The sequence below is a fragment of the Marinococcus sp. LNHM4E3-1 genome, from assembly GCF_056034405.1.
This window is the reverse complement of the sequence record NZ_JBQLID010000005.1, coordinates 195,270-221,337: the sequence shown is the minus strand read 5'-3', so window position 1 is coordinate 221,337 and position 26,068 is coordinate 195,270. Positions and strand designations below refer to the sequence as shown.

The window sequence follows — 26,068 nt, the reverse complement described above, 5'->3', positions numbered from 1 at the left end:
TGGCTGGTCCCCTGCCGGGTGTATATCAGAACATATCCTGCTTTCTCCCTGTCCCGAGATGCTCCGCTAACAGTTTTGCTCCCTGCATGACAATTGGGACACCGCCACCGGGGTGCGTAGAAGCACCCACAGCGTATACGTTGCTGTAGGAGAACGGCTTAAGCTGCGGCCGGAATGCACCTGACTGGGCAAAGCTCGGAGCTATGCCAAAGCTGCCTCCTTCATACAACCCGTATCTGCCGGCGTCCTGAGGCGTCTGGACCTGCATCCACTGAATCGAAGAACGTAGGTGCGGGAATCCTTTTTTCTCGACCGTCTCTAAAACAGACTGAATAAACTCTTCCTGCACCTCCCAGTCGATGTTATCTCCTGATGGTACGGGAACGAGCAGATACAGTACACTCTTACCTTCCGGGGCGAGGGCAGAGTCTATTAAAGACGGGTGGAATGCATAAATACTTGGCTCTTCTGGTAATTCCTTAGTTTCAAAAACCTGCTTCATTTGGTGGTCAAAATTGCTGCCCATAAAAAACTGGTGAATAGATGCCTTTGTATATATTTTGTCTAATCCTAAGTAAATTAGCAAGCATCCTGATGAAGAAGTGTATTTTTTTTGTGATTTATTTTCCACCAGCTGTTCTGCTGCCGGCAGCTCGCAGTTGCAGATGAGCCGTTCTGCCGGCTCTACCCGCTTATCCGTTTTCAGAGCAGTAAAAGTCTTTCCCTTCGCCTGAATGCTTAATGCTGTTTCTTCAAACCGAAAGATCACTCCGCGACGATCCAGCTCTTCTTTAATTTTTTCAATCAGCATCGCATAGCCTCCGTGGATATACCAGATGCCGTGATACTGCTCGCTGAAGGAGACCAGGGAGTAAATACCGGGAGTGGCGGCAGGGTTGCCGCCAATGTAGAGCGTCTGCAGGGAATAGGCGTCCCGGAGCCGGGGATCGGTAAAGTAATCGGCCACCTGGGTTCTAACCGACTGATAAGCTTTCATCTGCCACAGGGAACGAATATTGGCCGCCGTGAAAAACTCGCGTTTGCGCATAAATGACCGGGATAAAAAATCCTTTTCCCCCTGGAGAAAATTTCTCTTCATATCGTGCATAAACCTTTCAAAATTCTCTTCTTCCCCCGGAAAAGTCCGGGCCAGCTCTTCTTTCTGTTTTTCAGGATCACTCCATTTGTAAAATTCCGTGCCATCGGCGAAAACCATCCGATACAAAGGGTCAATCCGCTCCATTTCAAGCACTTCCGGGTCCATCCCTGCTTCAGCAAGTATCCCCTTAATAGTTTCGGGCAAAAGAACGATGGTCGGTCCTTCATCGACTTTAAACCCGTCCTGCTTCACCCATTTGATTCTTCCGCCTGCTTCTTTATCTTTTTCCACTATTGTTACTTCTTCGCCTGCCTGAGTTCTGTAGAGAGCTGTCACAAGACCGCCGATACCGCTTCCCACGATAATATTTTTCATTGCGCCCGCTCCCTGGAATATTTGGCCGTCAGTGCCTGAGCAGTAATCCTGCCGGATACGATAATCGTCGGCAGACCGCTTCCGGGATGCGTACCTCCACCCACCAGCCAGCAGCTTCCAACATCCTCGAACTTGTTATGAGGACGGAAATACATCATTTGATTTAATCGGTGGGATAAATTGAATACAGCCCCTTCGTATACGTTACTGTCGAGCTGCCAGTCTGTAGGCGTATAAATTTTTTCCACCTCAATGTGGTCCCGGAGCCCCTTAAACGGCGAACGGCTCTCCACCTGATCAAGCACCAGGTCCCGGAAGCTGTCTTTGTTATTCTCCCAGTCGATGCCGCTCTGGTTGTTCGGAACCGGGGCAAGCATATAAATTGGCGATTTTCCGGCAGGCGCCAGCGTGTCGTCGGTAACAGCCGGATTATGAATATAGATTGACGGATCGTCCGAAACAATTTTTTCATGAATCATTTCTTCCACATTTTTTTTATAATCATTGGAAAAGACGATAGAATGGTGGGCCGCGTCCGGATAAGTAGTGTCAACGCCGGCATAAAGCATAAACGCGGAGCAGGAATAGTCTTTTTTAGCCACTTTTTCTTTTTTCCACTTCTTCAAAGGCTCATCGAACAATTCGGTAGCTGCATAGGCGAAATCCGCATTCACCACCACCTCGTCTGCTCCAAACACTTCTCCGTTTTCAAGCTCTACACCCACCGCCTGCTGTTTTTTCGTACGGATTTTTTTAACTGGCGTGTTCAGGTAAAGATGGCCGCCGTCTTCTTCAAATGCTTTAGCCATTGCTTTTGGTATCTGGTTCAATCCTCCAGTAGGATGAACAATACCGTATTCATGCTCCATATAGGAAAGAATGCTGAAGGCCCCCGGGCAGTCCCACGGTGACATTCCTAAATATTTGGACTGAAAGGTAAAAGAAAGCTTCAGCCGCTCATCGGAAAAATACTGGCTCAACACGTCATACACAGACTTGCCGAGCGCCAGGTGCGGCAGGGCTTTAAGCGTTCGGGGCTTCATATAGTCAAGCAGCGACCCGTGCTCATGCTCAAGTACCGGCAGAAGCGCATCCCACCGTTTACCCAGATCATGCATGAAACGGTCATATCCCTTTTCATCGCCCGGAAAGGAAGCAGCGATCCTTCGCTTCATTTCCTGCTTATCGGAAGTCGGCCGGAAGCTTGAATCTTCGAAAAATAATTCATACATCGGATCCAGGTAGTTCCACGAAATATAGTGAGCCAGATCCTTTCCGGTTGCCGAAAAAATTTCTTCAACAATATGAGGCATACTTAAAAATGTCGGACCCTTATCAAAGCGGTAGCCGTCAACGTCCACGTGGGACGTGCGTCCGCCTGGCTTATCATCCTTTTCGAACACACTTACCTGAAAACCCTGACTCTGCAGCAGCATGGCAGCGGTAAGTCCTCCGGGGCCCGCTCCAATCACCGCAATTCGTGTCTCTCTCACTCCAAAAAGCCCCTCTCTGTCAAAACCTTATATGCATGTCCAAAGTTTTATTCCCGTTTTTTTGCATTCTCAACCTGCCCAAAAGCCCGGGAAAATAGACATTGTAAAAGCATAAAAAAAGACCTTTCAGAAAGAAAGGCCCCGTTCAACTGCTTCTGCTGTATAATGCAAGCACCCGATCCACCTGCGCCCCGTACATTTCCCCGAACACGTTTAAATGGACGAGCAAATAATATAACTGATAGAGAGGCATCCGTTCTTCAAATTCAGCTTCCACCGGCTGGATGGTTTCATATGCTTCATACGTCCGTTCAGAAAATCCTCCAAACAGCCGTGTAAAGGCAAGATCAAATTCGTAGTCTCCATACCAGCAGGCGGGGTCAATCAAATATGGACGCCCTTCTTCTCCTGTGAGCCAATTGCCGGCCCAAAGATCTCCGTGCAGCTTAACCGGCTGCCGGTCGTCGGGTATCCATTCTTCGAGATGGTCCAGAATATAGCGCAGGCGGCGGGACCGTTCGTCAGTCAATTTGCCCAGGGATCTGGCGATTTCCATCTGCGGCCGCAGGCGGTGATCCCTTACAAAACGCACCCAGCTTGTTTCCCAGGAATTCTCCTGCGGCAGCTCCCCGATAAAGTTATCCTCCTCAAGGCCGAAATAATATCCGGAGGATTGATGAAGATTGGCCAGGTCGATGCCCAGCCACTCGTCCGTGCGGCTGTCCCCTCTTCCCTGAATAATATCCATAATTATAAATTTCTTCGACCAGTGCAGTACATCAGGCACATGCACCGCTTCCGATTCACGCAGAAATTCGAGCCCGCGTTTTTCCTGGCGGAAAAAATCATACGGTGCCTCTTCATTCCATTTCAAAAAATAGGAGCGCTTGTTTGTATCCACCCGGTAGGCAGAGCTGATGCTTCCTCCGGAGAGGCCTGCTATATTGGTTACTTCTGCCTGCGGATCCACATATCGTATCGCTTTTTGAATATGCTCCATTATACATTCTCCTGCTCTTTGATCCATTGTAATAAATGAAAGGTACTCGTATTAACCAGTTCAAACACGTGGTCGAAATTATTATCGAAATAAGGGTCAGGGACGTCTTCACTCTGGCGCTCAGGGTGAAAGTCCAACAGTTTCCATACCCTGCCGTCTTTAGTGGAAACGTGAAAGTCCTGAAGCATCTCAAGGTTCTGTTCATCCATAGCTACAATATAATCGGCTTCTTCTCCGGACTGCACGACCCGGGCGGTTCCCGGACCGGCATGAATACCATGCTGTTCGAGCACACCAATCGTTCCTTTATGCGGAGGCGAGCCTGCATGCCAATCACCGAGACCGGCTGAATCCACGCTGATTTTATTTTCCACTCCTGCTTCCTGCAGGTGCTTTTGCAAAAGCGCTTCTGCCATTGGCGAACGGCAGATGTTTCCTAAACAGATGAATAAAACCTTTATACTCATAGATGTCCTCCTTTATCCGTAGAGATGTATAATCATGCCTTTTATTTCCCCGGTCATATCGAGAAGGGAGAGGGGCTCCTGTTCCTGCTGCAGCATCTGGTCTGTCATTTCCACTAATTTTTTATCAATCTTTTCAATCAGCTGATGGGTTTTGAGCCGTCCGTCGCTGCCAAACGACCTTTCTTCATGCAGGTTCAATCCATGGTCCTTGAGCTCTGTAATAATTTCTCTTACAAGGCGTTTATATTCTTTTAACTCTAGAATGGTCTGGTGCTCCATCAAACGCCTGCCCTGCTGATCGAGCTGTTCGAGCATGATACCCATCTGCCGGTTGAATGTTTTGGACTGTTCGGTCTGCATCATTTCCGAAAACGGATTCTTTTCGGCTTTTCTCTCCTTTACACTGGGGAGCGGTGATTTAATATTTCCCTGAAGACGATGAATATCCACGCGTATACTGTCCTCCTTTACGCATCTTCTGCCGGTCCAGTTACAATGGCCGCCATAAACGCTGGTACTTTCACAAATTCTTTTATAAGCAGCCGTTCTTCCGTAGTGTGGATATTTTCATACCCGACGCCCAGATTGATGGTAGGTATGCCATAGCCGGAAATCACGTTGGCATCGCTGCCGCCTCCGCTCTGTACAGTTCTCGGCTCCACATCGAGGCGGTTGGCGGCCTGCACAGCACGCTGCACCACATCATCTGATTCAGCCAGCACGTATCCTTCATACATTGGCTGTATGTCAATAGATGCCTCGGCACCCATTTCTTCTGCTGCTTCTTCGAAAGCCCCGCGCATCGCAGCTATCTGTCTGCTCAGCTTATCCGGTTTAAAGGAGCGTGCTTCAGCAGAAATCACGACTTCATCACATACGACATTTGTCTGCGTGCCTCCGGCAAAGCTTCCGATGTTGGCTGTTGTTTCTTCATCAATTCGTCCAAGCGGCATCTTAGTTACTGCTTTAGAAGCAACACTGATGGCTGAAATGCCTTTTTCCGGCTCCACACCTGCGTGCGCTTTCTTTCCGTAAATAGTCGCGTGCATTTTCGTTTGGTACGGCGCTGACGTGACGAGCGTGCCAACCGGTCCGTCACTATCAAGCGCATAACCCATATCGGCGTGTACAAGCCCGGTATCAAGATGCTTTGCGCCCACAAGGCCGGACTCTTCCCCGACTGTGATGATAAACTGAACATCACCATAAGGCTCGTCTTCTTCCTGAAGTACTTTTATCATTTCAAGCATCGCCGCAATCCCTGCTTTGTCATCAGCTCCGAGAATGGTTTCCCCGCTTGAAACGATATATTCATCCTGCACTTCGGGTTCAATACCTTTCCCCGGTTCGACTGTATCCATGTGAGAGGTGAAATAAATTACCGGCTTTGTGCTGTCTGTGCCTTTTAACGTACAGACCAGGTTTCCTGCTCCGTGTCCGGTCAGGGCTTTGGCATTATCTTCTTTTGTCTCGAGGCCAAGCTGTTGGAATTTTCGTTTGATGACATCTGCGATTTTGGCTTCATGCTTCGTTTCCGAGTCTATCTGCACCAGTTCGATAAATTCCTGTATTAAACGTTCCTGATTTGCCATCACTATTATAACTCCTTTGCGGGTTGCTTAGGTTTATTATATATTTTTTTGCCTGCTGTGTTATAATTTGAGCATCAGTTTTTATTGAAAGCGGGGGTTAGAATGCAGAAAGTCATTATTTACATTATGATCTTTGCGCTTGTCGGCAGCAGCCTGTTAATGGGCGGAGCGGTGATGTTTTAAATAAACATCAATCCTTGTATGTATCGGATAAAGCAGAACTTGCGGGTTTTCATACCCACTTGTTCTGCTTTTTATTTGTTTCTGCGTGCCATCTGTCTATTTAATCGTTTGCCCGATATTGTATGGGTACGCTTCGGATCGGGCTTAAACATTTTTTTAATGAGCAGGTATTCTTCAATTTCATACAAAATATAAAACAGAGATGAACGTATTTCGAATTCATGCCTTGTTTTAGGCAGCTCCATCTGCTGAATTTCATACTTCATTTCGTCAAGACGGTATAAAAAATAGCCGGCAGTATTACCCGGGGAGACAGCGTCGCTTAATTCATCCATATAATCAGCCATTTTATGGCCCTGGGGCACTGACTGATCAATCGAAGAAATAAACGGCAGGATACTCTCGAGTACCGAGAACTGTTTTTCCCTCATACGGAAATAGTGATAAAAGTAGTCGTCATCCCGGAGGAAGTGGTTATCTATATCTCTCAGGGCTTTTCCTTTAGCTTCATCAATAATCTTCGCTGCATCCGAAAATTCTGCCCCGTCCCAGATATTATCTCCAAAACGAAGGTAGTTTGCGTATTCCTCCCAAATTTTGCGAAAAGCGTCTTCAAGGCTTAATTGGTCCTGGGCCAGGCTTTTTTCACTGCTCGGCATATAAAGGTTCATAATTAAAGCTACCCCAATGCCGATAAAAATAATCGCGAGCTCGTTCATCCAGATACCTGCGCTCACCTGTTCTTCTGTATAAAGGTGCAGGACGATAACACTGCTTGTGACGATACCCCGGGCAGCGTTCGCTGCTACGCTGAGTGGAATACTGATGAGAAAGAGTGCAGCGATGGCCACCGGATTATAGCCTATCAGTTCAAAGAATACACTAGCGACCCCGAGCCCAATCACACAGGAAACGAGTCGTTCAATGCTGACAGTCAGGGAGCCCCTTTTAGTCGTTGTAATACAAAGAATGGTAATGACACCTGCTGATATGTAATAATCCAGCTGCAGCAGCTGGGCAATGTATACGGATATAGCCGTGCCTACTGCTGTTTTCAGCGTCCGATATCCAATTCGGAATCTCCCCATCTAAAAAACCTCTCAGTTTATTCATTCGTTCTTATATTATATCGTAAACACAGGCAGAGGGAAACTGACTGGCGCCTTTCATCCCGGCAGCTCCCTCTTCTGCATTCGTACCAGCCTAAAAACAAATAAAAAAGCAAAGGAATAGCTCCTTTGCTTACACATTTATTCATTGGTGCGCCTACCAGGACTCGAACCTGGAATGCGAGAACCGGAATCTCGAGTGATATCCCTTTCACCATAGGCGCTTTTGTCATATGTTTTAACAAGACAATGAATACTATACCAATGAACGAATATGAAAGTCAACCCATTTTTTAATTACGCTTCCCCGGGAGAGCCTTCGAGCATTTTTTCAAACTGTTCGTTGATATCCTCTTCACTGTACCCTGCTTCCTGAAGTCTTTTAGTAAAATGCTGGGAATACACTCTGGAACGTTCCTGCATCTTTCCGAACTTCTTGGACTCCTGCTTTTTTTTCGTCCGCTTCTGGCGGTCTTCCGCATTGGACATGATGCTCTCGGTAATAAACAAGGCCTTCCACACCTGCTCTTCTTCATAGCCGGATGCGTTTGCATCAAGTTCATCGATGACGTTTTGGTAGTAATCACGGAACTCTTCGTACGAAATCTCTTCATTCATGTTTAAGTATTCCTGAATTTTTTCATAATGCGTCTGAATCATTTGTCTCCGCCCTTTTCATTTATGTATTCCGAAACAGTATACCACGAATATAAAGCTGAGCGTCAAGGCACTTCCCTGCCATTTCTTATTTTTGCAATTGACGTTTAAATCAAAAGCTCCGCAGGGAAGAATCCTTAATAGATCTTACACGAAGAAAGAGGGATAGCATATGGCAGAAGTAACATTTAAAGCTAACGTAGGAGAACCGCAGACAACAATCGCTTCTAATGGCAAAACACTATGGTACAGTGTGACAAAAGAGGAAGGCCCTTCAACAAAAAGTAATGACTATCGGGTTGGTTTTGAAACTTCCCAGGAATTCGAGCCGAAAACAAGCGAAATTGTATTTCCGGATGTTGATACTACTGTAGAGCAGGACGGCAACATCTATCATTTGGAAAAATAAATTCTATGGGCTCCTTCTTTAGGAAGGAGCTTTTTTTTACAAAAAAAAGCGCCCCCGGAGGGCACTTTTTATTTTGTACAGTATTGATCGAAAGCTTCTTCGAGTTTTTGAACAACCTGAATCGGCTCGTGGCCTTCAATTTCATGACGTTCAACCATGCGCACCAATTCTCCGTCTTTTAAGAGCCCAAACGATGGGGACGACGGCGGGAATCCTGTAAAGTAAGAACGGGCCTGCTCGGTCGCTTCTTTATCCTGACCTGCGAACACGGTCACAAGCCGGTCCGGCTTCGTATCGTAATTTGTCATGTAAGCTGCTGCCGGACGGGCAATGCCTCCAGCACAGCCGCACACGGAGTTTACCATAACAAGTGTCGTGCCTTCCTTGTTCAACACTTCATCAACTTCTTCCGGGGTACGAAGAGACTGGTAGCCCGCTTCTTCGATTTCATCCCGGGAAGCTTGTACTATATCATTAACGTAAAAATCAAAATTCATTAAAATCCTTCCTTTCCTTCACCGAATACCTATATTGTAGCGGATAAGAACAGGAAATCACAAGTGAGAAGCTTGAAAAGTTATTCGTTCAATGCTTTTTCAAGGTTATCGATATTTTGATTCATTAATGATACGTAGCTCGCGCCATCAGCAATCTCTTCATCGCTGGCTGATTCGAGATTATTCAGCGTATACACTTCTGCTCCGATTTCTTCCTGAAGAACATCTGTGGTGTCAGATGGGATGTTTTCCTCCACCATAATGGCGTTCAGGTCATTTTTTTCTGCTGTGTCGATGATATCGTTAATTTCCTGCGTGGAAGGTTCACTCTGGGCGTTTACGCCGTTAACAGCAATTTCTTCCAATCCGTATCGTTCTTCCCAGTACCCATATGCTGCATGGGAAACAATAAATTGATTTTTACTGCTTTCATTCACAAGAGTCTGGAACCGCTCATCTAATTCATCGAGCTCCGCCGACAGTTCCTCATAATTACTTTCATAGGCCTGCTCATTATCTGGATCCGCCTCTACCAGCTGGTCTTTAATCACGCCGGCTGCTGCTTTCGCCTGAACCGGGTCGATCCATACGTGAGGGTCCGTACCTCCGTGGTCGTGCTCTTCCCCGCTGTGGCTTTCTTCAGCATGCTCAGCGTGTTCTTCTTCAGATTCGCCCTCCTCATGATCGTGGGCTTCCTCCTCGCCGGCAGCCTCTGCCACCCTGGCTATCTGTACATCCTGATTACCAATAGTACTCTCCACTTCGTCGGCAAACCCTTCCATCCCGTTTCCAGTCATAACAAACATATCTCCCTCCGCAATGTTTGTTAGTGTCTGCGGCGTTGGGTCATATGTATGCGCATCCGACCCTGCTGGTACGACGTTTTCTACATTCACATGATCGCCGCCGATCTGTTTTGTGAAGTCTTCCCAGGCAAAAAGTGTGGTGTACACTTCGAGCTTTTCCTCACCTTCGGTTCCCTGTTCTTCCTGAGTATCTGCTGAACCGCATGCGCTTAAAGAAATAAAGGCTGCCCCAGCTGCCCCTAAAACAAATAGTTTTTTCATCATTGCACCTCTGCTTTATCGTAATGATTACGTTTTGTATGTACATTGATTTTAGCGCAGGGGAGTCCGTTTGTAAATAAGAACGATTCTTTTTTATGCCAAAAAAAGAGGGGCTCCCGCGGGGAACCTCTCTTAAATGTTTTCGGTGCCTTTATAATTTTCAAGCCGCTGCTTTAAATCAGCTAAAAACCGTCCGCACAGCAGGCCGTCCAAAATCCGGTGATCCAGGGAAAGACACAGGTTAACCATGTAGCGTATCGCTATCATATCCCCCTGCATGACAACCGGTCGTTTTACGATCGATTCCACAGAAAGAATGGCTGCCTGCGGGTGATTAATAATCGGCATGGACTGCACCGAGCCGAATGAACCAGTGTTGTTCACCGTGAACGTCCCGCTTCTCATTTCTTCTGCCTTAATGGTCCCCTGGCGGACTTTAGTGGCCATAGACTGCATATCCCGGGCGAGACCTCGGATGTTTTTTTCGTCTGCGCGTTTGATGACCGGGACATAAAGAGCTTCCTCGCTGGCCACAGCCATCGACAGATTCACTTCCTTGCGCTGAATAATCCGGTCACCGTCCCAGGTGGAATTAAGACTCGGAAACAGCTGCAGGGATTCGGACACAGCCTTCATAAAAAACGGCAGATACGTCAGCGAAAAGCCTTCTTTTTGTTTAAACTCGTCCTTCACACTGTTCCGGTACGCTACCAAATCCGTCACGTCTACTTCAATCATTGTCCAGGCGTGTGGAATTTCCTGCTTGCTTTTCACCATGTTGTCGGCAATGGCTTTTCTTGCTCCGGTTACCGGAATAATCGTGTCACCTTCACGCTCCTCCTGATTTTCAGAAGGCTTTGTTGAATAGATTGGAAATGGCGAAGGTGCAGCTTCTTCCTGTTTGGTTTTTTCTGCTCCTTCCCGGATCGCTTTTTCAACATCTTTTTTCGTAATGCGCCCCTGTCTACCGGAGCCTTCAATCTCTTCAAGCTCCAGACCGTTCTCCTGGGCGAGACGCCATACCACCGGCGAATACCTTTTTTTCATCGACTTCTCGTCCTCCCCAGCTGTTTGTTGTGCTGGAGCCGTTTGTTCCGTTTTTGCAGAAGGCTTCTCAGTTTCTTCTGCCGCGGCCGGCTGTGCTTCTTCTGTTTCCACGTAGCATATGAGCGTGCCCACAGCCACTGTTTCGTTTTCTTCAGCGACGAGCTCGCTGATTTCGCCTGTATAAGAGCTTGGGATCTCTGCACTCACTTTATCCGAAAGTACTTCTGCGATGGGGTCATATTTTTTTACTTTATCGCCCGGTTTTACAAGCCACTGGGATAGCGTGCCTTCGGTGACACTTTCCCCGAGCTGCGGCATGGTTACTTCTTTGCGCATCCTTGATACCCTCCTAAAATTCCGCCAAATCTCGTATCGCTGTCGTGATTTTATCCGTGTTCATTAAAAATTCTTTTTCAAGTGTCGGAGCGTAAGGCATGGCCGGAACATCGGGAGCAGCCAGTCTCCGGACCGGGGCATCGAGATCAAATAAATTGTGTTCGGAAATGATGGCCGACACTTCACTCATGATGCTTCCTTCGAGGTTATCCTCGGTGACAAGCAGCACCTTTCCTGTTTTAGCTGCGGCTTCTTTGACTGCTTCCTGGTCGACTGGATAGACGGTTCTCAGATCCACCAGATGCACATCAATGCCTTCTGCGGCAAGTGTATCGGCGGCCTGATTGGCCAGATGCACACACAGTCCGTATGTAATCACGGTGACATCAGTGCCTTCCCGTTTGACCGCCGCTTTTCCGATTGGCACCGTGTAGTCTTCTTCCGGTACCTCGTCTTTAAGCATCCGGTACGCACGCTTATGCTCAAAAAACAGCACCGGGTCGTTATCCCGGATCGAAGCCTTCAACAGCCCTTTCGCGTCATAAGGGGTGGACGGAATCACGACCTTCAGTCCCGGCGTGTTTGCAAACAGCGCCTCTACTGACTGGGAATGATATAGGGCGCCGTGCACTCCGCCGCCAAACGGTGCCCGGATCGTAATCGGGCAGTACCAGTCATTGTTGGAACGGTACCGGATTTTCGCTGCTTCGGACACAATCTGGTTGACTGCCGGCATAATAAAGTCTGCAAACTGCATTTCCGCTACCGGGCGGAGGCCGTACATCGCAGCTCCTATGCCCACTCCTGCGATCGCTGATTCGGAGAGCGGAGTGTCGATGACGCGCTGGTCTCCGTAGGTGCTGTGCAGTTCTTCGGTCGCACGGAAGACCCCGCCCTTCAGACCGACATCCTCGCCCAGTACGAACACATTTTCATCACGCGCCATTTCTTCTTTCATCGCTGTATTGATTGCCTGAATATAAGACATGACTGCCATATTAGTTCCCTTCTTCCTCGTAAACATACTGCCCAAGCGTCTCGACAGCCGGGTATTCTGCTGCTTCAGCGGCATCCGTGGCGGCATCCACTTCCTCGCGAATCCGCTGCTCCATCGCCTGCTCTTTTTCTTCGGTAAGTATCCCTTCTGTCCGCAGGTAATCGGCAAAAGCTACAACTGCATCGGTCTGCTTTTCCTCATCCATTTCTTCGACACTACGGTACAGTTTGTCGTTATCATCGCTTGAATGAGGTGTGAGTCTTGCCACAAGCGCTTCCACAAGGCTCGGACCTTTACCGTCCCGCGCACGGTCCACCGCTTCTTTCATTGCCTTATAAACCTCAAACGGACGCGTGCCCTCCACGGTTACTCCCGGCATGCCGTAGCCCTTTGCACGGTCAGCAACATGCTCGCAGGCGAGCTGTTTACTGAGTGGCACGCTAATAGCGTATTTATTGTTTTCACAGAAAAACACGACCGGAAGATCATGAACGCCAGCAAAATTCATACCTTCATGAAAATCTCCCTGGTTGGAGGAGCCTTCGCCAAACGTGACCATCGTAACAAAATCCTTGTTTTTCATTTTAGCTGCCAGTCCGAACCCGGCAGCATGTGGAATCTGAGTAGTTACCGGAGAGGACTGGGTTACAATACGGTTTTTCCGCTGGCCGAAATGGCCCGGCATCTGCCTGGATTCAGAGTTAGGATCTCCCTGTTTAGCAAAAGCTGCCAGCATCAAGTCCTTTGCAGTCATTCCAAATGCCATGACGAGACCAAAATCACGGTAATACGGGAGCAGGTAGTCCTTATCACGGTCAAGTGCCATAGCTGCAGCCGCCTGCGCCGCTTCCTGGCCCTGGCAGGAGACAACAAAAGAAATTTTGCCGGCACGGTTCAGCAGCCACATCCGTTCATCAAGACGTCTCGCCTGCAGCATAATTTCATACATTGTGAGCGCTTCTTCGTCGCTTAAGCCTACTTCCCGGTGAGTACTGTATTCCTGAATCATTTTCGTTCCTCCTCGTTATTTCACCCGTGGTGAATAGCTTTTCCGTCTACAGCCAGGGCACCTTCAGCATAAATTTCCGCCAATGTCGGATGCGCATGCACGGCTCCCTGTATTTCAAGGTGTGCAGCATTCATATAGACTGCAAGTGCTCCTTCATTGATCAATTCGGTCGCTTTTTTTCCAACAATATGAACGCCGAGCACGTCTTCAGTGTCTTTATCTACAATCATTTTCATAAATCCTTCCGGATCACTTTCTATTAGCGCCTTGCCTATCGCCTGAAAAGGAACGGTGCTTGTTTTAATATCCAGCCCGGCATCTTCGGCTTCACGCTCTGTCCAGCCTACGGAAGCCATTTCAGGATCCGAGTAGACACAGGAAGGAACGTGCTTATAGTTAAGGGGCTCAGGGTGATTTCCGAGCATATGCTCTACAGCAATGATGCCTTCCCGTGAGGCCACGTGAGCGAGCTGCATGCCGCCGATAACGTCGCCGATAGCGTACATATGCGATTCCTTCGTCTGGTACATGTCGGACGTCTGGATGAAGCTGTTCTGTACTTCGACTTCTGTATTGTGGAGCCCCAGATCTCCCGTGTTGCCGTTTCTTCCGACAGCGACGAGCATCTTCTCAGCCGCCAGTGCCTCTCCGGTTGCTGTACGGGCCGCTATTTCTCCGTTTTTCGTAAGAGACGAAGGGTCGAGCTGTGTATTTGTATAAACACGGACCCCTTTTTTCTTCAAGCGTTTTTCCGCCTCTTTTGACACGGCCTCGTCCATCATCGGAAGCAGGCGATCGCCGAGTTCCACCATCTGTACCTCTACGCCGAAATCCTGAAGCATTGAAGCCCATTCCACGCCAATAACTCCTCCTCCGACAATAACGATTGACGAAGGAAGCTTTTCTGCTTCGAGCAATTCCTCGGAGGACAAAATGTATTCGCCATCAATATCGAGTCCTGGCACCGTCGCCGGACGGGAGCCTGTGGCGAGCATAATCTGTTTGGGCTGCAGCATAATATTTTCTCCTTCTGTTTCTGTCTCCACTGAAATGGTGCTTGCCGTTGGAGAAAATATGGAAGCCCCGAGTATGCGCCCGTGTCCGTAATATACATCCACCTGGTGCCTAGAGAGCAGATGCTGGACTCCTTTATGTAATTGTTGTACCGTCTGGTTCTTTTTTTCGCGTACCTTTCCGAACTGCAGGCTCACATTGTCTGCTTCTACGCCGTAGTCCAGACTTTCCTGCATCATTTTATATACTTCTGCGCTTTTTAAGTACGATTTACTTGGTATGCATCCACGGTGCAGGCAGGTGCCTCCGATGTCCCGGGCTTCTACTACCGCCGTCGATAATCCTCTTTTTGCTGCATGCACAGCGGCCACATATCCGCCGGTACCAGCTCCTAATATGACCAGGTCATATTCTTTAGCCATAAAAATTCCTCCTGCGGGCTTTCACCCAGGATTTTATTCATTTATCTCTACTTTATTTTAATGGATTTTTCCGTTTCATCATAGCACGAAAATAGATCTGGTGAAGAGAAGTTTTGGCATTTGGAGATTATTATAGCACATCCTTTTGATCAGCCGTAAAACAGACCCTGGTGCTAAAATAAAAAAAGCAGCGCTCAGGCTGCTTTACCGGTTCGTTAAAATGTGCCGCGAGTGGGGCAGAAACTGTTTCCTTGAACGCTTGATGGATTCAATGCGCTCTTCGGCCAGCCGATTGGCGGCCTGGAACGATGGGATTCCGTCGCGTCCCGCAATTTCAAACACTCGAACAATATTATCGTAAATACCGTCAACTTTCTTCATAGCTCTCTCGCGGTCGTACCCGTAGAGCTCGTCGGCGATGTTAATTACGCCGCCTGCATTGATAATGTAATCCGGGGCATAAACGATGCCACGGTCCTCTAAACGGATGCCGTCCTCTTCCGTCTGCAGCTGATTGTTCGCTGCTCCTGCTACAACTTTTGCCTGAAGACGGGGAATGGTGCGTTCATTCAATCCGCCTCCCAGCGCACACGGGCTGAAAATATCGCATGGAACATCGTAAATTTCTTCCGGCGCCACTGCTGTTGCTCCGTAGGTGTGAACAGCACTCTCCACTGAAGCTTCCCGGATATCCGTTACAATTAATGAGGCTCCTTCTTCATGAAGAAATCTGCACATTTCAAATGATACGTGCCCCACGCCCTGAACTGCTATCGTTCGGCCGGCAAGGCTGTCGGTATCGAAGGCTTCCTTCGCCGCTGCTTTCATGCCCTGATACACACCCCGTGCGGTGACCGGTGAAGGATTCCCGCTCGAACCAGAAGCAGAAGAAAGGGAAATTCCGGTCACAAAGTTCGTTTCTTCGTGGATAATATCCATATCATGCTCTGTCGTACCGACATCCTCTGCCGTAATGTAGCGACCGGCAAGACCTTCAATATAACGACCGAATGCACGAAACATCTCTTCATTCTTATCTGCGCGGGCATCTCCTATAATCACAGCTTTTCCTCCGCCAAGATTCAACCCGGCTGCTGCATTTTTGTACGTCATCCCTTTGGCGAGACGCAGCACGTCCTCAAACGCTGCTTCTTCATTCTCATACGTCCACATCCTTGTGCCACCTAAAGCCGGGCCGAGGGTCGTATCATGTATCGCAATAATTGCCTTTAATCCTGAATTCCGGTCCTGGCAGACAACTACCTGCTCATAATCGTGCAGCTCCATACGTTCAAACAATTCCATTTTTCGTTCTCCTTTTTTTGTAAATTCACATTTATATCTGCTCTGTGCGAAGCCGATCGGCTACTACTGCGATAAATTCACTGTTTGAAGGCTTGTAGGGCAAGGCACCGTCCTGGCTCCAGCCGAACAGATCGGATATTGCCTGCGTATGGCCGCGGTCCCATGCAACAACAATGGCATGTCTTAACGCCCGTTCGACCCGGCTTGGCGTCGTCTGAAATTTCCGGGCAATTTCAGGATACAGCTGTTTGGTGACCGCGTTAATCATCTGCATATCATCCACCACAAGTTTCACTGCTTCCTGCATATATACATAGCCTTTAATATGGGAGGGAATACCAACATATTGAATAATATCCTTAATACGTTCTTCCACCGACCGACGGCCAGAAGATTTTTCCGGCATATCCTCAATCAGCACCTGGGAATTCAGGCTTTCTCTATGCACATCCCGGATATTTGCCATCAGTGCTTCCATATCAAATGGCTTTAAAACGTAATAGGCAGCCCCGAGCTCCACCGCTTTTTTTGTTACATCCTCCTGACCGAATGCAGTTAACATAATAACTTTCGTGTTAACAGTATGTTTATTTTTTAATGCCGTTAATACAGAAAGCCCGTCCCGATGCGGCATAATAATATCAAGGAGTAAGACCTCCGGCCGTTTTTGTTCCACTACCTCGAGCGCCTCTTCCCCGTTATGGGCCGTCCCTGCTATTTCCATGTCTTCCTGTTCTTCTATATGTTCAATTAATACTTCGACGAGTTCTTTGTTATCGTCGGCCACTACGACCCGTATCATTTCTTTCCGCTCCTTTTGCCGCAGGCTCTGCCACGTTCCATTTTCCTTTCGACATTATTTTACCATAGCGTGTCGCATAGAAAAAGACAACTTCAGCAGTTGTCTTTTTCAGGCGGACACATTCTATTGGGGCTACACATTGCTTTTAGCTTTTTCAGCCATTTCCAGCAGTTCAGTCGCATTTTCTCTTGTCAGTGCCGTCACTTCGACTCCCGAAATCATCCGGGCGATTTCATCGATTTTATAATCTGACGTTAACGGTGTAACGATCGTTTGGACTCTTTCTTCTTTTTCTTCTTTTTGAATATACAAATGGCTGTCTGCCATTGCAGCTACCTGTGGCAGATGGGTGATGCAAAGTACCTGGGAGCCTCTGGAAACCAGATGGATTTTTTCCGCAATCGCCTGGGCAACCCGGCCGCTTACACCCGTATCAACCTCGTCAAAAATCAGGGAAGTAACGTGCTGGAAGCCGGAAAGGATCGTTTTCAATGCCAGCATGATCCTGGAAATCTCCCCGCCGGAAGCTACTTTTGCGAGCGGCTTTAACGGCTCACCCGCATTGGCTGAAATAAGGAACTCAATCTTGTCTGCTCCCTTTTCATTAAATACCCACGTTTCCCCCTCCGGCGTCTGATAGGTTTTCCCCCGGCTGAGAGGTGAAATCTGCACTTCCATTGTAGCCTTCTCCATGTATAGTGCCTGAAGCTCCTGCTGCACACTGCCGGCAAGCGAATGACCCGCCTGGCGGCGAAGATCGGTTAATGTTTTTGCTTCGGCAATCAGCTCTTCGGCTGCCTGGGAAAGCGCCTGCTCATATTCGGCGATTCGCTCTTCTTTATTGGCGAGTGAATCGATTTCCTCTTCGATTTTGGAGGCATACACTAAAATTTCTTCAACGGAATCTCCGTATTTTCTTTTCAGCTTATTCAACTCATCGAGCCGGTTTTCCACTTCGTTTAACCTCTCAGGGTCAAACGCCATGGAATCAGCTTTGTCCCGAAGCGTAAACGTTGCCTCTTCCATCATGTAATAAGCCGAGCTGATTGATTCGGAAAGCTCTCCGAGATCTGTATCGATTTCTGCGGCTTCTTCCACGCTCGATACGGCCATACCTGCCCAGTCGAGGGCTTTCCCTTCACCGTACAGGTGATCATAGGCTCCCCGGATCGCCTCAAACAGTTTTTCGCTGTTGGCCAGAATGTGACGTTCTTTTTCCAGATCTTCATCTTCACCAGGCTGAAGGCCGGCGGCCTCAATTTCCTGAAGCTGGTATTGAATAAAATCCAGCCGGTTTGCTGTTTCCTGGTCACTTTCCTTCAGCTGCTTTAATTTGGCCTGCAGCTGTCCAAAACGGTAGTAGCGTTTTTGATAGTCTTCAAGCGCTTCTTCAAGCTCCGTTTTCCCGAACCGGTCAAGCATCTGCTGATGACGTTCAGCATGCATCAGATCCTGATGTTCGTGCTGGCCATGGATATCTACGAGGCTGTGGCCTGTTTCCCTCAATACAGCAAGCGTCACCAATTTACCATTGATGCGGCAGATGCTCTTGCCCTGATGCGTAATATCCCGGCGCAAAACGACCATATCATCTTCAATATCAATGCCTGCGGCCTCTAATTTTTCAACTGCGGGGTGGTTATCCTCCAGGCGGAACAGCCCTTCCATTTCTGCCCGTTTTTCTCCGTGGCGTACATATTCAGCCGATCCCCTTCCACCGATAAGCAGGCCGATCGCATCAATGATGATGGATTTTCCGGCACCCGTTTCACCGCTTAATACTGTTAATCCATTTTCAAATGAAACGGTTAACTCCTCGATAATGGCAAAATTCTTGATGGAAATTTCTTCAAGCATTTCTGTACCCCATTTCCAATTAGCGTTAAAGCATTTCTAAAAATCGGTTTACAATCTCCGGCGAATTTTCCTTCTGCTTGCATATAATGAGAATCGTGTCATCCCCGCAAATGGTTCCCATAATATTTTCCCAGTCCAGATTATCAATGAGTGCACCTACAGCATTGGCGTTGCCCGGCAGTGTTTTCATGACAATTAAATTCTCCGAATGATCAATGCCGACAAAGCTGTCCACGAGTGCCCGTTTTAATTTCTGCATAGGGTTGAAGCGCTGATCGGCAGGCAGGCTGTACTTGTATCTGCCATCAATCATCGGCACCTTCACAAGGTGAAGCTCTTTAATATCCCGTGACACCGTCGCCTGGGTTACGTTGTAGCCGTCCCCCCGGAGTCTCGCTACTAAATCATCCTGCGTTTCTATGTCTGTATTTGAAATCAATTCCCTGATTTTTATATGTCTTTGTCCCTTATTCATCCCGAAACCTCCCGTGCAAAACTACTTTCATCATAACTATTTCATTATAATTATACAAGTTTATGAGTAAATAGCATGCCATGATTTAAAAATTCTTTCAAAACCATGAGTTAAACAAAAAAAAAGCCGAAGGGTATCGGCGTTTACGAAGGTTCCAGTTTTTTCTTGAATGATTCATGTGCATCACGAACTACAGCTTCTATTTGCTCTTCACTAAGAGGAGACGGCTTATCGCTTAATACCGAACCATACAGCAGGTATTCAATATTGCCGTCTCCCCCGGTAATCGGTGAAAAATCGAGCGCTTCCGGCACTAAGTTATAGCTTTCGGCTGACTGAATTGTTTTTTTCAGTACTTCCCTGTGCACCGCGGGGTCCCTGACAATGCCTTTTCTGCCAACCTTTTCCCGTCCCGCTTCAAACTGCGGCTTGATGAGTACGCAAAAGCCGGCACCTGCGGCCAGCACCTGCGGCATCACCGGGAAAAGCTTTTCCAGAGAGATAAAGGATACGTCAGCGATCAGCAGCCCGGGAAGCCCGCGCGTCAGCTGACTTTTATCCAGGTACCTGAAATTCACTCTTTCCATCACCTCTACCCGGGGGTCCTGGCGAAGCTTCCAGGCGAGCTGATTGTAGCCGACATCCAACGCATATACCATAGAAGCCCCGTTTTGCAGCGCGCAGTCGGTGAAGCCCCCGGTAGAAGCTCCGACATCGAGCACCACAGCGTCCTGCAGCTCCAGCTGAAAAGACTCAATAGCTTTTTCCAGCTTTAATCCGCCCCGGCTGACGTAGGGCATCTGCTTTCCCTTCAGGCGTAAAGCTGCCTCATCACTTATTTTTGCGCCGGGCTTGTCCACCACTTCATCATCTGCCAGTACAAGACCTGCCATAATTGCCCGTTTAGCTTTTTCCCGGGAATCAAATAGTCCCTTCTGCACTACCAGCGTATCAATGCGTTCTTTATTCATCCGCGGATATTTGTTCTTTCTTTACTGGTCATCGCCGCCACTTTTTCCGCTACTTTCTCTGGCGTGAGGCCCAGTTCTTCATAAAGCTCCGGCACACTGCCATGCTCTACATAGTAGTCGGCAATGCCCATCCGGCGGATTGGAAGCGAGTCATGCTCATGGTCGGCCATATATTCAAGCACGGCACTTCCGAAGCTGCCCTTCAGTGCTGCTTCTTCGACTGTCAGCACCGGCTTACCTTCTTCAGCTAATTCTTCGAGCATTTCATCATCAAGCGGCTTGGCTGAACGGGCATTAACGATACGGACATCTGTGCCCTGACTGCTTAACAAAGCAGCTGCCTCCTCTACGATTGGAAGCATTGTTCCAAACGAGAGGATCGTACAGTCCGTCCCTTCACGGACGATTTCCCATTTGCCATAAGGAATCATTTGAAACTCTTCATCCATCTCCACTCCGAGGCCGTTACCACGCGGATAGCGGACAGCTGTCGGGCCATCGTCATTATGGAAAGCCGAGTACAGCATATGCTGCAGTTCATTTTCATCCTTCGGCATCAATATTTTCATATTCGGTAAATGCCGCAGGTATGCAATATCAAACACGCCCTGGTGCGTCTCTCCATCAGCGCCGACCAGTCCTGCACGGTCAATGCCAAAGAGCACATTCAGATTCTGGCGGCAGACGTCATGAACAAGCTGGTCGTAGCCCCGCTGCAAAAACGTGGAGTACACGCCGAACACCGGCTTCATTCCCTGCGTGGCAAGCGCTCCAGACATCGTCGTAGCGTGCTGTTCGGCGATGCCTACGTCAAACATGCGATCCGGGAATTTGTCCGCAAACGTGTCGAGCTTCGTACCGCCGGCCATAGCCGCTGTTATGGCCACCAGACGCGAATCCTGTTCTGCTATTTTTTGCAGGGTATTGCTGAATACGGCACTGTAGGCAGGCGCGGCTGCCGGTTTTTTAATTACTTCACCGGATTCAATTTTATATGGCCCAAGACCGTGCCACGTTCCTTTGGCATCCTCCTCCGCCGGGGTGTAGCCTTTGCCTTTTTTGGAGAGGACATGCACAATCACCGGTCCGTTAGTGTCTCTGGCATATTTAATGTTAGCGTGCAGGTCATCGAGATCGTGACCATCCACTGGACCGAGATACGTAAATCCAAGCTCTTCAAAAAACATGCCGGACAGAACCATCTGCTTCATGCTGTCTTTCATCCGGTCGGCATAGGAAGCAAGCTTCGACCCGAACGCAGGAATTCTGCGCAGCATATGGTCGACGTCTTCTTTCGTTCTGCGGTAAGTACCGGCTGTCCGAATACGGCCGAGCATACTGTGGAGTGCCCCTACGTTCGGAGAAATCGACATCTCATTGTCGTTCAGAATAATAGTAACGTCCGTCTGTTCATGCCCGATATGGTTAAGTGCTTCGAGAGCCATACCGCCAGTAAGGGCTCCATCACCAATAATAGCTGCTACTTTGGCATCTTCGCCCTTCAGCTGATTCGCAAGCGCCATTCCCTCTGCCGCAGACAGCGACGTCGAGCTGTGGCCTGTCTCCCATACGTCATGTTCACTTTCTGAGCGTTTAGGGAAGCCGCAAAGCCCCTGGTACTGGCGCAGCGAATCAAAGCGATCCGCGCGTCCAGTTAAAATTTTGTGCACGTAGGACTGGTGCCCGACGTCCCAGATGAGTTTGTCTTTTGGCGTGTTGTACAGCTGGTGCAGGGTGAGCGTTAATTCCACTACTCCGAGATTGGGACCGAGATGGCCGCCCGTAACGGATAATTTTTCAATTAGAAAAGCCCGTATGTCTTCCCCGAGTGCTTTTAGCTCTTTATCATTGTATTCCTTCATGAATCCAGGGTCTTGGATCGTTTCCAAGTTCATTTAAATCCCCCTACCTGCTATGTTTTTCTGTTGATGACTTCCATCTTCTTTTCTTTGGAATCAGCTTAATTTTTAACTTATTTTCAATAAAATACAAGACTCTTCCGACCTGAAAAACAATATTATTCGCATACGTAATCGCTAGTGTTTTCCCAAGTGCTTTCCCGCTGACTGTGAGCGCTGCCACGACAGCGGTGAATATAGTACTTAGAACCAGCTGGCCGTTGGAGCTGTTATTTGTGCCAATGGTCATACCAAGCTGCACAACAACTGCCGAGCTGGCCGTCCCGCTTACAACCCCGCTGATATCGCCGATCACGTCGGCACAAAAGTTCGCAACCCGGTCGGCGTTCCGCTGAATAAAAACACTGTGGGAGGCCCCGGGAACTTTTTTAGCGGCCATTGCATTGAATGGTCTCGGCTTTGCCGCGGTGGCAGCTACACCGATCACATCAAAGATGACACCGGTAAATACGATGATCAGCACGACTACCATGCCAATCGCCCAGCCAACCCCCGAAAGCACTGCTGTCGAGACTACCGAGAAGATTGCTGCAAGTATCAGGGTAACAAACCCAATTAACGTACTCCACCGGAGTGATTTTTTCCATAAACTATTCATCTTCACTTATCACCAAATTCTTTGTTTTTATCATAACGTACATCTCATTCTTTTAATATCATTTTGTGCTCTGGCCTGATTGTTTATACCCTAAATAACATACATTTAAGCTTTTCTCTGCTTTCCCCTCAAACACTCACGTAAAAGAAAAAAGCGCCTGTCAGCGCTTCTTCAACTACTTATGTATAAAGTTGAATGGTCGCCCGGAGCGTAAACCTTGTGGCTTAGGTCCAGTAGGATTTCCCACCAGGCAGCCAATTCGTCGCCGAATCGGTGGTTTCCCTTTAATGCCTGGTGAACGCCGTCACCGGCAGTTCGACTGAATTACCACTCAGACCACACTGCAATCCACTCCGGACGTGCGTCAAACAGCCTAGGGGTTTTCCCCGGCAGTTCCGTGCCACTTTCTTATCCTCTTTTGCAGAACAAGTTTCAGTTGTTGGGTCCCATACCAGTTGGCCGACCGGTATGATACCAATTAAACGACCTCCCCACTGTTCCACTCAAGGCAGGCTACGCTGTCGAAAGGCCTTCCCTTGGCCCTTGCAACAGGTCTTACCGCGGCATGCGTCCGGGACGGTATCCGTCTTCCAGGATGACCCGGATGCATAACCGCAGCCTCCACGGCGAAAGGGTTCGCGCCCACATGCCATTGTGGATCGCCCTTACGCCTTAACTCCCAGCACCGACCCAGGGCTGGGCGCCGCAAGCCGACGCCAGGAACTTCATCGATGTGCCCTTCAGCGGATTTTTAGGCCCGCCTTCGAAAATGGAGAACCGACTAGGATACTGCACCATTCAACTTTTCAAAATTATTTTAGCATGGTTTTTCTGTCCTGAAAACTAATTCGTTCTGCTTTAGTGATTACGCTGACCAACATATTGGAGAAATGCTGTTAAAAGGGACGTGTCTACCGTCATGCGCCCGAGCAGCTTTTCCGCCTGTTCAATATGATGGGCGAGTTTCTCTTTTGCCCCTTCAAGCGTCAGCAGCTTTGGATACGTGCTTTTTTCTTTCGTTTCATCGCTTCCGGAGGACTTTCCCATTTCCTCGAGAGAGCCCTCTACATCCAGAATGTCATCCTTAATTTGAAAAACGAGACCGAGTTCCCGGCCAAATGCACGCCAGTTTTCCACATCTTCGTCTGCAGCTTCTGCTATCAGCGATCCGGAAACTGCTGCGTAGGTCAACAGATCTCCCGTTTTATGATGATGAATGTATTCGAGCTCCTCCAGGGTGAGAGACTGCCTTTCCCCTTCGAGGTCGGCCATCTGACCGCCAACCATGCCTTCGCTTCCGGAGGCCTCAGCCAGCTCCTGTACCAGCTGCAGTCTGGCAGCGGCAGAAGCCGGCCGGCCGGCTTCCACAATCCAGGAAAAGGCTGTCGTCTGCAGAGCATCCCCTGCTAAAATGGCAGCGGCTTCCCCGAATTTTTTATGATTCGTCGGCTGTCCCCGGCGCCAGTCATCATCGTCCATCGACGGCAGATCATCATGGACGAGCGAATACGTATGAATCAGCTCCACGGCAGACGCGGCCGGAAGATCCTCTTCTTCCACCGGGCGGTAGCATTGCAGCACAGCCAGTGAAAGCAGCGGACGCACGCGTTTCCCTCCTGCTTCGAGAGAATAAAGCATCGCTTCTTTCAGCGTCTCCGGCGTTTTTAATGCACGTACCCGGTCAGTCAGAGCCCGGTCGACAGACGGCCGGTATGTATCGAAAAAATGCTGGAGGTCTGCACTCATTCGCCCGGTTCCTCGTTTTCAAGCGGTGTTACCTCTCCGTTCTCATCCACAATTTCGTCCATCTGCTTTTCAACCTTCTGCAGCTTTTCATGACACGTGTTGGAAAGCGTCATGCCCTCCTGATACATCGTGATCGCTTTTTCCAGAGGCACTTCGCCTTCCTCGAGCCGTTCTACGATCTGCTCGAGCTTTTCCATCGCCTGTTCAAAAGTTTGTTCTTGTTCTGCCAAGATTACCGCTCCTTTTCCGGACGGGAAAGTGCCTCAAAGCCATCTTCCCCTTTTTCTTTAACTTCACATTGCAGATACCCATCCGTCATATACATCCGCAGGCTGCTTCCTTCTTCTGCCTGGGCAATCGAAGACAGCACCTTATCATTTTCGTCGTAAGCAACATTGTAGCCGCGCTGTAAAATAGCCAGCGGATTGAGCAGCTCAAGCGCCTGCAGTGATTTTGCAAAAGTGGCTTTTTTCCGCTCCACCTGCTGATTCATCGCTTTTTGCAGCCGGGCCCGCTTTTCGTGCATCCGCTCGCGTTCAAGTTCGATTAAGCGCTCGGGGTGCTGGCGCATAAGCCGCTTTTCTGTTTCTTCAAGCTTCTGCCTGCTTGTTTTTATCGTCTGCAGCGCCTGCTTTTCAAGCCTTTCCATCATCCGGTCAAGATCCTGTTCTTTTTGCTCAAACAGGCGGGCCGGGTATTTAAATGCATACGAGCGACGGAGCTTGGCAAGCCGGGTGCGCTGCTCCTGTATTTTATAATTCATCTGCCGGTGCAGGCGATTCTGCAGCTGCCGGACTTTTTCTTCGAGTTCACTGATCATCGGGACAGCTATCTCAGCAGCCGCTGTTGGCGTCGCTGCCCGCACATCCGCAGTAAAGTCGGCAATCGTAACATCTGTTTCGTGTCCCACAGCGGAAATCACCGGCACGCTTACGTTCCGGATGGCTCGTGCCACCACTTCTTCATTAAACGCCCACAGGTCTTCGATAGAGCCGCCTCCGCGTCCAACGATGACTACATCTGCGCTGGTCATTTTTTCGACTCTCTCAAGAGCCCGGGTGATCGACCCCGGCGCCTGTTCCCCCTGCACCAGCACAGGGAACAATGTGATTTTCACCGGGGGAAAACGTCGCTTCAGGGTGGATACAATATCCCGTATGGCTGCACCGGTCGGCGACGTAATTACGACAATATGCCTTGGGATGGGCGGGAGAGAACGCTTATTCTCCGGTGCAAACAGCCCTTCGGCCTCCAGCTGTTTTTTCAGCTGTTCAAAGCGCACGTACAGCTGTCCGATCCCATCCGGCTCCATCGCGTTCACATACATCTGGTACTGCCCGAAAGGCTCATACACAGAGACGCTGCCTGTTACGAGAACCTTCATGCCGTTTTCCGGAATAAAAGAAAGATTTTTGTTTTTTCCGGCAAACATAACCGCCGATATTCTCGCCTGCTCGTCCTTCAGGGTGAAATACATGTGACCCCTGCTGTGCTTTTTAAAGTTTGAGATTTCTCCGCGGAGCCATACTTTCTGCAGCCCCGGATTCTGTTCGATAGAACGCTTGATCGCACCCGTCAGCTGGGAAACGGAGAGCCATTTATCTGCAGGTGACTGCATGGCC

The 26,068-nt window shown here is 48.9% G+C and carries 26 protein-coding genes and 1 tRNA gene; 2 read left to right on the top strand and 25 right to left on the bottom strand.

Annotated features, from left to right (window positions below):
• Nucleotides 1–25: 25 nt before the first annotated feature.
• The 6 genes from ACTRXI_RS07775 to ACTRXI_RS07750 form a co-directional block, all read right to left on the bottom strand.
• Complete coding sequence (locus ACTRXI_RS07775; protein ID WP_474261858.1) at nucleotides 26–1,474, bottom strand: phytoene desaturase family protein; 1,449 nt, start codon at nucleotides 1,472–1,474, stop codon at nucleotides 26–28.
• Nucleotides 1,471–2,967 (bottom strand): phytoene desaturase family protein, encoded by a 1,497-nt coding sequence (locus tag ACTRXI_RS07770; RefSeq protein ID WP_474261857.1) that lies wholly within the window; start codon nucleotides 2,965–2,967, stop codon nucleotides 1,471–1,473. The genes ACTRXI_RS07775 and ACTRXI_RS07770 overlap by 4 nt, the downstream gene beginning before the upstream one ends.
• A gap of 145 nt (nucleotides 2,968–3,112) precedes the next feature.
• Complete coding sequence (locus ACTRXI_RS07765) at nucleotides 3,113–3,967, bottom strand: fructosamine kinase family protein (protein ID WP_474261856.1); 855 nt, start codon at nucleotides 3,965–3,967, stop codon at nucleotides 3,113–3,115.
• Entirely contained in the window at nucleotides 3,967–4,434 is a 468-nt protein-coding gene (locus ACTRXI_RS07760; RefSeq protein WP_474261855.1) for a low molecular weight protein-tyrosine-phosphatase, read from the bottom strand. The genes ACTRXI_RS07765 and ACTRXI_RS07760 overlap by 1 nt, the downstream gene beginning before the upstream one ends.
• A gap of 12 nt (nucleotides 4,435–4,446) precedes the next feature.
• Nucleotides 4,447–4,884 carry a YaaR family protein gene (locus ACTRXI_RS07755; RefSeq protein ID WP_474261854.1) on the bottom strand — a complete coding sequence of 146 codons (438 nt, stop codon included), beginning with the start codon at nucleotides 4,882–4,884 and terminating at the stop codon, nucleotides 4,447–4,449.
• A 17-nt stretch (nucleotides 4,885–4,901) separates the two neighbouring features.
• Entirely contained in the window at nucleotides 4,902–6,026 is a 1,125-nt protein-coding gene (locus ACTRXI_RS07750) for a M20/M25/M40 family metallo-hydrolase (protein ID WP_474261879.1), read from the bottom strand.
• Nucleotides 6,027–6,128: 102 nt separating this feature from the next.
• On the opposite strand from ACTRXI_RS07750, the gene prli42 reads away from it, so the two are divergent.
• The gene (gene prli42 / locus ACTRXI_RS07745; RefSeq protein ID WP_156847924.1) at nucleotides 6,129–6,209 is read left to right on the top strand and encodes a stressosome-associated protein Prli42; all 81 of its coding nucleotides are present in this window, start codon (nucleotides 6,129–6,131) and stop codon (nucleotides 6,207–6,209) included.
• A gap of 71 nt (nucleotides 6,210–6,280) precedes the next feature.
• Here prli42 and ACTRXI_RS07740 read toward each other — a convergent pair whose 3' ends face one another.
• From ACTRXI_RS07740 to ACTRXI_RS07730, 3 genes are all read right to left on the bottom strand, one after another.
• Complete coding sequence (locus tag ACTRXI_RS07740) at nucleotides 6,281–7,297, bottom strand: aromatic acid exporter family protein (RefSeq protein ID WP_462867683.1); 1,017 nt, start codon at nucleotides 7,295–7,297, stop codon at nucleotides 6,281–6,283.
• A 170-nt stretch (nucleotides 7,298–7,467) separates the two neighbouring features.
• A tRNA-Arg gene (locus ACTRXI_RS07735) sits at nucleotides 7,468–7,542 on the bottom strand.
• 73 nt (nucleotides 7,543–7,615) lie between these two features.
• On the bottom strand, nucleotides 7,616–7,978 hold the full coding sequence (locus ACTRXI_RS07730; protein WP_474261853.1) for a hypothetical protein: 363 nt from the start codon (nucleotides 7,976–7,978) through the stop codon (nucleotides 7,616–7,618).
• Nucleotides 7,979–8,147: 169 nt separating this feature from the next.
• Between ACTRXI_RS07730 and ACTRXI_RS07725 the strand changes: the two genes are divergently transcribed.
• Complete coding sequence (locus ACTRXI_RS07725; RefSeq protein WP_474261852.1) at nucleotides 8,148–8,384, top strand: hypothetical protein; 237 nt, start codon at nucleotides 8,148–8,150, stop codon at nucleotides 8,382–8,384.
• Nucleotides 8,385–8,452: 68 nt separating this feature from the next.
• On the opposite strand, the gene ACTRXI_RS07720 is transcribed toward ACTRXI_RS07725, so the two are convergent.
• From ACTRXI_RS07720 to xseA, 16 genes are all read right to left on the bottom strand, one after another.
• A complete protein-coding gene (locus ACTRXI_RS07720) occupies nucleotides 8,453–8,881 on the bottom strand; it encodes a BrxA/BrxB family bacilliredoxin (protein ID WP_022793566.1) in 429 nt (142 codons plus the stop codon).
• 80 nt (nucleotides 8,882–8,961) lie between these two features.
• Nucleotides 8,962–9,951 carry a metal ABC transporter solute-binding protein, Zn/Mn family gene (locus ACTRXI_RS07715; RefSeq protein ID WP_474261851.1) on the bottom strand — a complete coding sequence of 330 codons (990 nt, stop codon included), beginning with the start codon at nucleotides 9,949–9,951 and terminating at the stop codon, nucleotides 8,962–8,964.
• Nucleotides 9,952–10,080: 129 nt separating this feature from the next.
• On the bottom strand, nucleotides 10,081–11,331 hold the full coding sequence (locus tag ACTRXI_RS07710) for a dihydrolipoamide acetyltransferase family protein (protein WP_474261850.1): 1,251 nt from the start codon (nucleotides 11,329–11,331) through the stop codon (nucleotides 10,081–10,083).
• 13 nt (nucleotides 11,332–11,344) lie between these two features.
• Nucleotides 11,345–12,328: an alpha-ketoacid dehydrogenase subunit beta gene (locus ACTRXI_RS07705; RefSeq protein WP_474261849.1), complete on the bottom strand. Its 984-nt coding sequence runs from the start codon at nucleotides 12,326–12,328 to the stop codon at nucleotides 11,345–11,347.
• A 1-nt stretch (nucleotide 12,329) separates the two neighbouring features.
• Nucleotides 12,330–13,337 (bottom strand): thiamine pyrophosphate-dependent dehydrogenase E1 component subunit alpha, encoded by a 1,008-nt coding sequence (locus ACTRXI_RS07700; RefSeq protein ID WP_474261848.1) that lies wholly within the window; start codon nucleotides 13,335–13,337, stop codon nucleotides 12,330–12,332.
• A gap of 20 nt (nucleotides 13,338–13,357) precedes the next feature.
• Nucleotides 13,358–14,773, bottom strand: coding sequence for a dihydrolipoyl dehydrogenase (gene lpdA / locus ACTRXI_RS07695; protein ID WP_474261847.1), 1,416 nt, complete (start codon nucleotides 14,771–14,773; stop codon nucleotides 13,358–13,360).
• A 204-nt stretch (nucleotides 14,774–14,977) separates the two neighbouring features.
• On the bottom strand, nucleotides 14,978–16,078 hold the full coding sequence (locus tag ACTRXI_RS07690; RefSeq protein ID WP_474261846.1) for a Leu/Phe/Val dehydrogenase: 1,101 nt from the start codon (nucleotides 16,076–16,078) through the stop codon (nucleotides 14,978–14,980).
• A gap of 31 nt (nucleotides 16,079–16,109) precedes the next feature.
• Nucleotides 16,110–16,880 (bottom strand): sporulation transcription factor Spo0A, encoded by a 771-nt coding sequence (spo0A, locus tag ACTRXI_RS07685; RefSeq protein WP_474261845.1) that lies wholly within the window; start codon nucleotides 16,878–16,880, stop codon nucleotides 16,110–16,112.
• A 132-nt stretch (nucleotides 16,881–17,012) separates the two neighbouring features.
• On the bottom strand, nucleotides 17,013–18,737 hold the full coding sequence (recN, locus tag ACTRXI_RS07680) for a DNA repair protein RecN (RefSeq protein ID WP_474261844.1): 1,725 nt from the start codon (nucleotides 18,735–18,737) through the stop codon (nucleotides 17,013–17,015).
• A gap of 25 nt (nucleotides 18,738–18,762) precedes the next feature.
• Nucleotides 18,763–19,212: a transcriptional regulator AhrC/ArgR gene (ahrC, locus tag ACTRXI_RS07675; RefSeq protein ID WP_079476774.1), complete on the bottom strand. Its 450-nt coding sequence runs from the start codon at nucleotides 19,210–19,212 to the stop codon at nucleotides 18,763–18,765.
• Between the two features lie 143 nt (nucleotides 19,213–19,355).
• Entirely contained in the window at nucleotides 19,356–20,183 is an 828-nt protein-coding gene (locus tag ACTRXI_RS07670; protein ID WP_474261843.1) for a TlyA family RNA methyltransferase, read from the bottom strand.
• Nucleotides 20,180–22,078: a 1-deoxy-D-xylulose-5-phosphate synthase gene (dxs, locus tag ACTRXI_RS07665; RefSeq protein ID WP_474261842.1), complete on the bottom strand. Its 1,899-nt coding sequence runs from the start codon at nucleotides 22,076–22,078 to the stop codon at nucleotides 20,180–20,182. Before dxs ends, ACTRXI_RS07670 begins: the two co-directional genes overlap by 4 nt.
• Before the next feature lie 10 nt (nucleotides 22,079–22,088).
• A complete protein-coding gene (locus tag ACTRXI_RS07660) occupies nucleotides 22,089–22,700 on the bottom strand; it encodes a hypothetical protein (protein ID WP_474261841.1) in 612 nt (203 codons plus the stop codon).
• An 858-nt stretch (nucleotides 22,701–23,558) separates the two neighbouring features.
• The gene (locus ACTRXI_RS07655) at nucleotides 23,559–24,446 is read right to left on the bottom strand and encodes a polyprenyl synthetase family protein (RefSeq protein ID WP_474261840.1); all 888 of its coding nucleotides are present in this window, start codon (nucleotides 24,444–24,446) and stop codon (nucleotides 23,559–23,561) included.
• Complete coding sequence (gene xseB, locus ACTRXI_RS07650; protein ID WP_322525944.1) at nucleotides 24,443–24,679, bottom strand: exodeoxyribonuclease VII small subunit; 237 nt, start codon at nucleotides 24,677–24,679, stop codon at nucleotides 24,443–24,445. The genes ACTRXI_RS07655 and xseB overlap by 4 nt, the downstream gene beginning before the upstream one ends.
• The gene (gene xseA / locus ACTRXI_RS07645) at nucleotides 24,679–26,064 is read right to left on the bottom strand and encodes an exodeoxyribonuclease VII large subunit (protein ID WP_474261839.1); all 1,386 of its coding nucleotides are present in this window, start codon (nucleotides 26,062–26,064) and stop codon (nucleotides 24,679–24,681) included. The genes xseB and xseA overlap by 1 nt, the downstream gene beginning before the upstream one ends.
• Nucleotides 26,065–26,068: the final 4 nt, after the last annotated feature.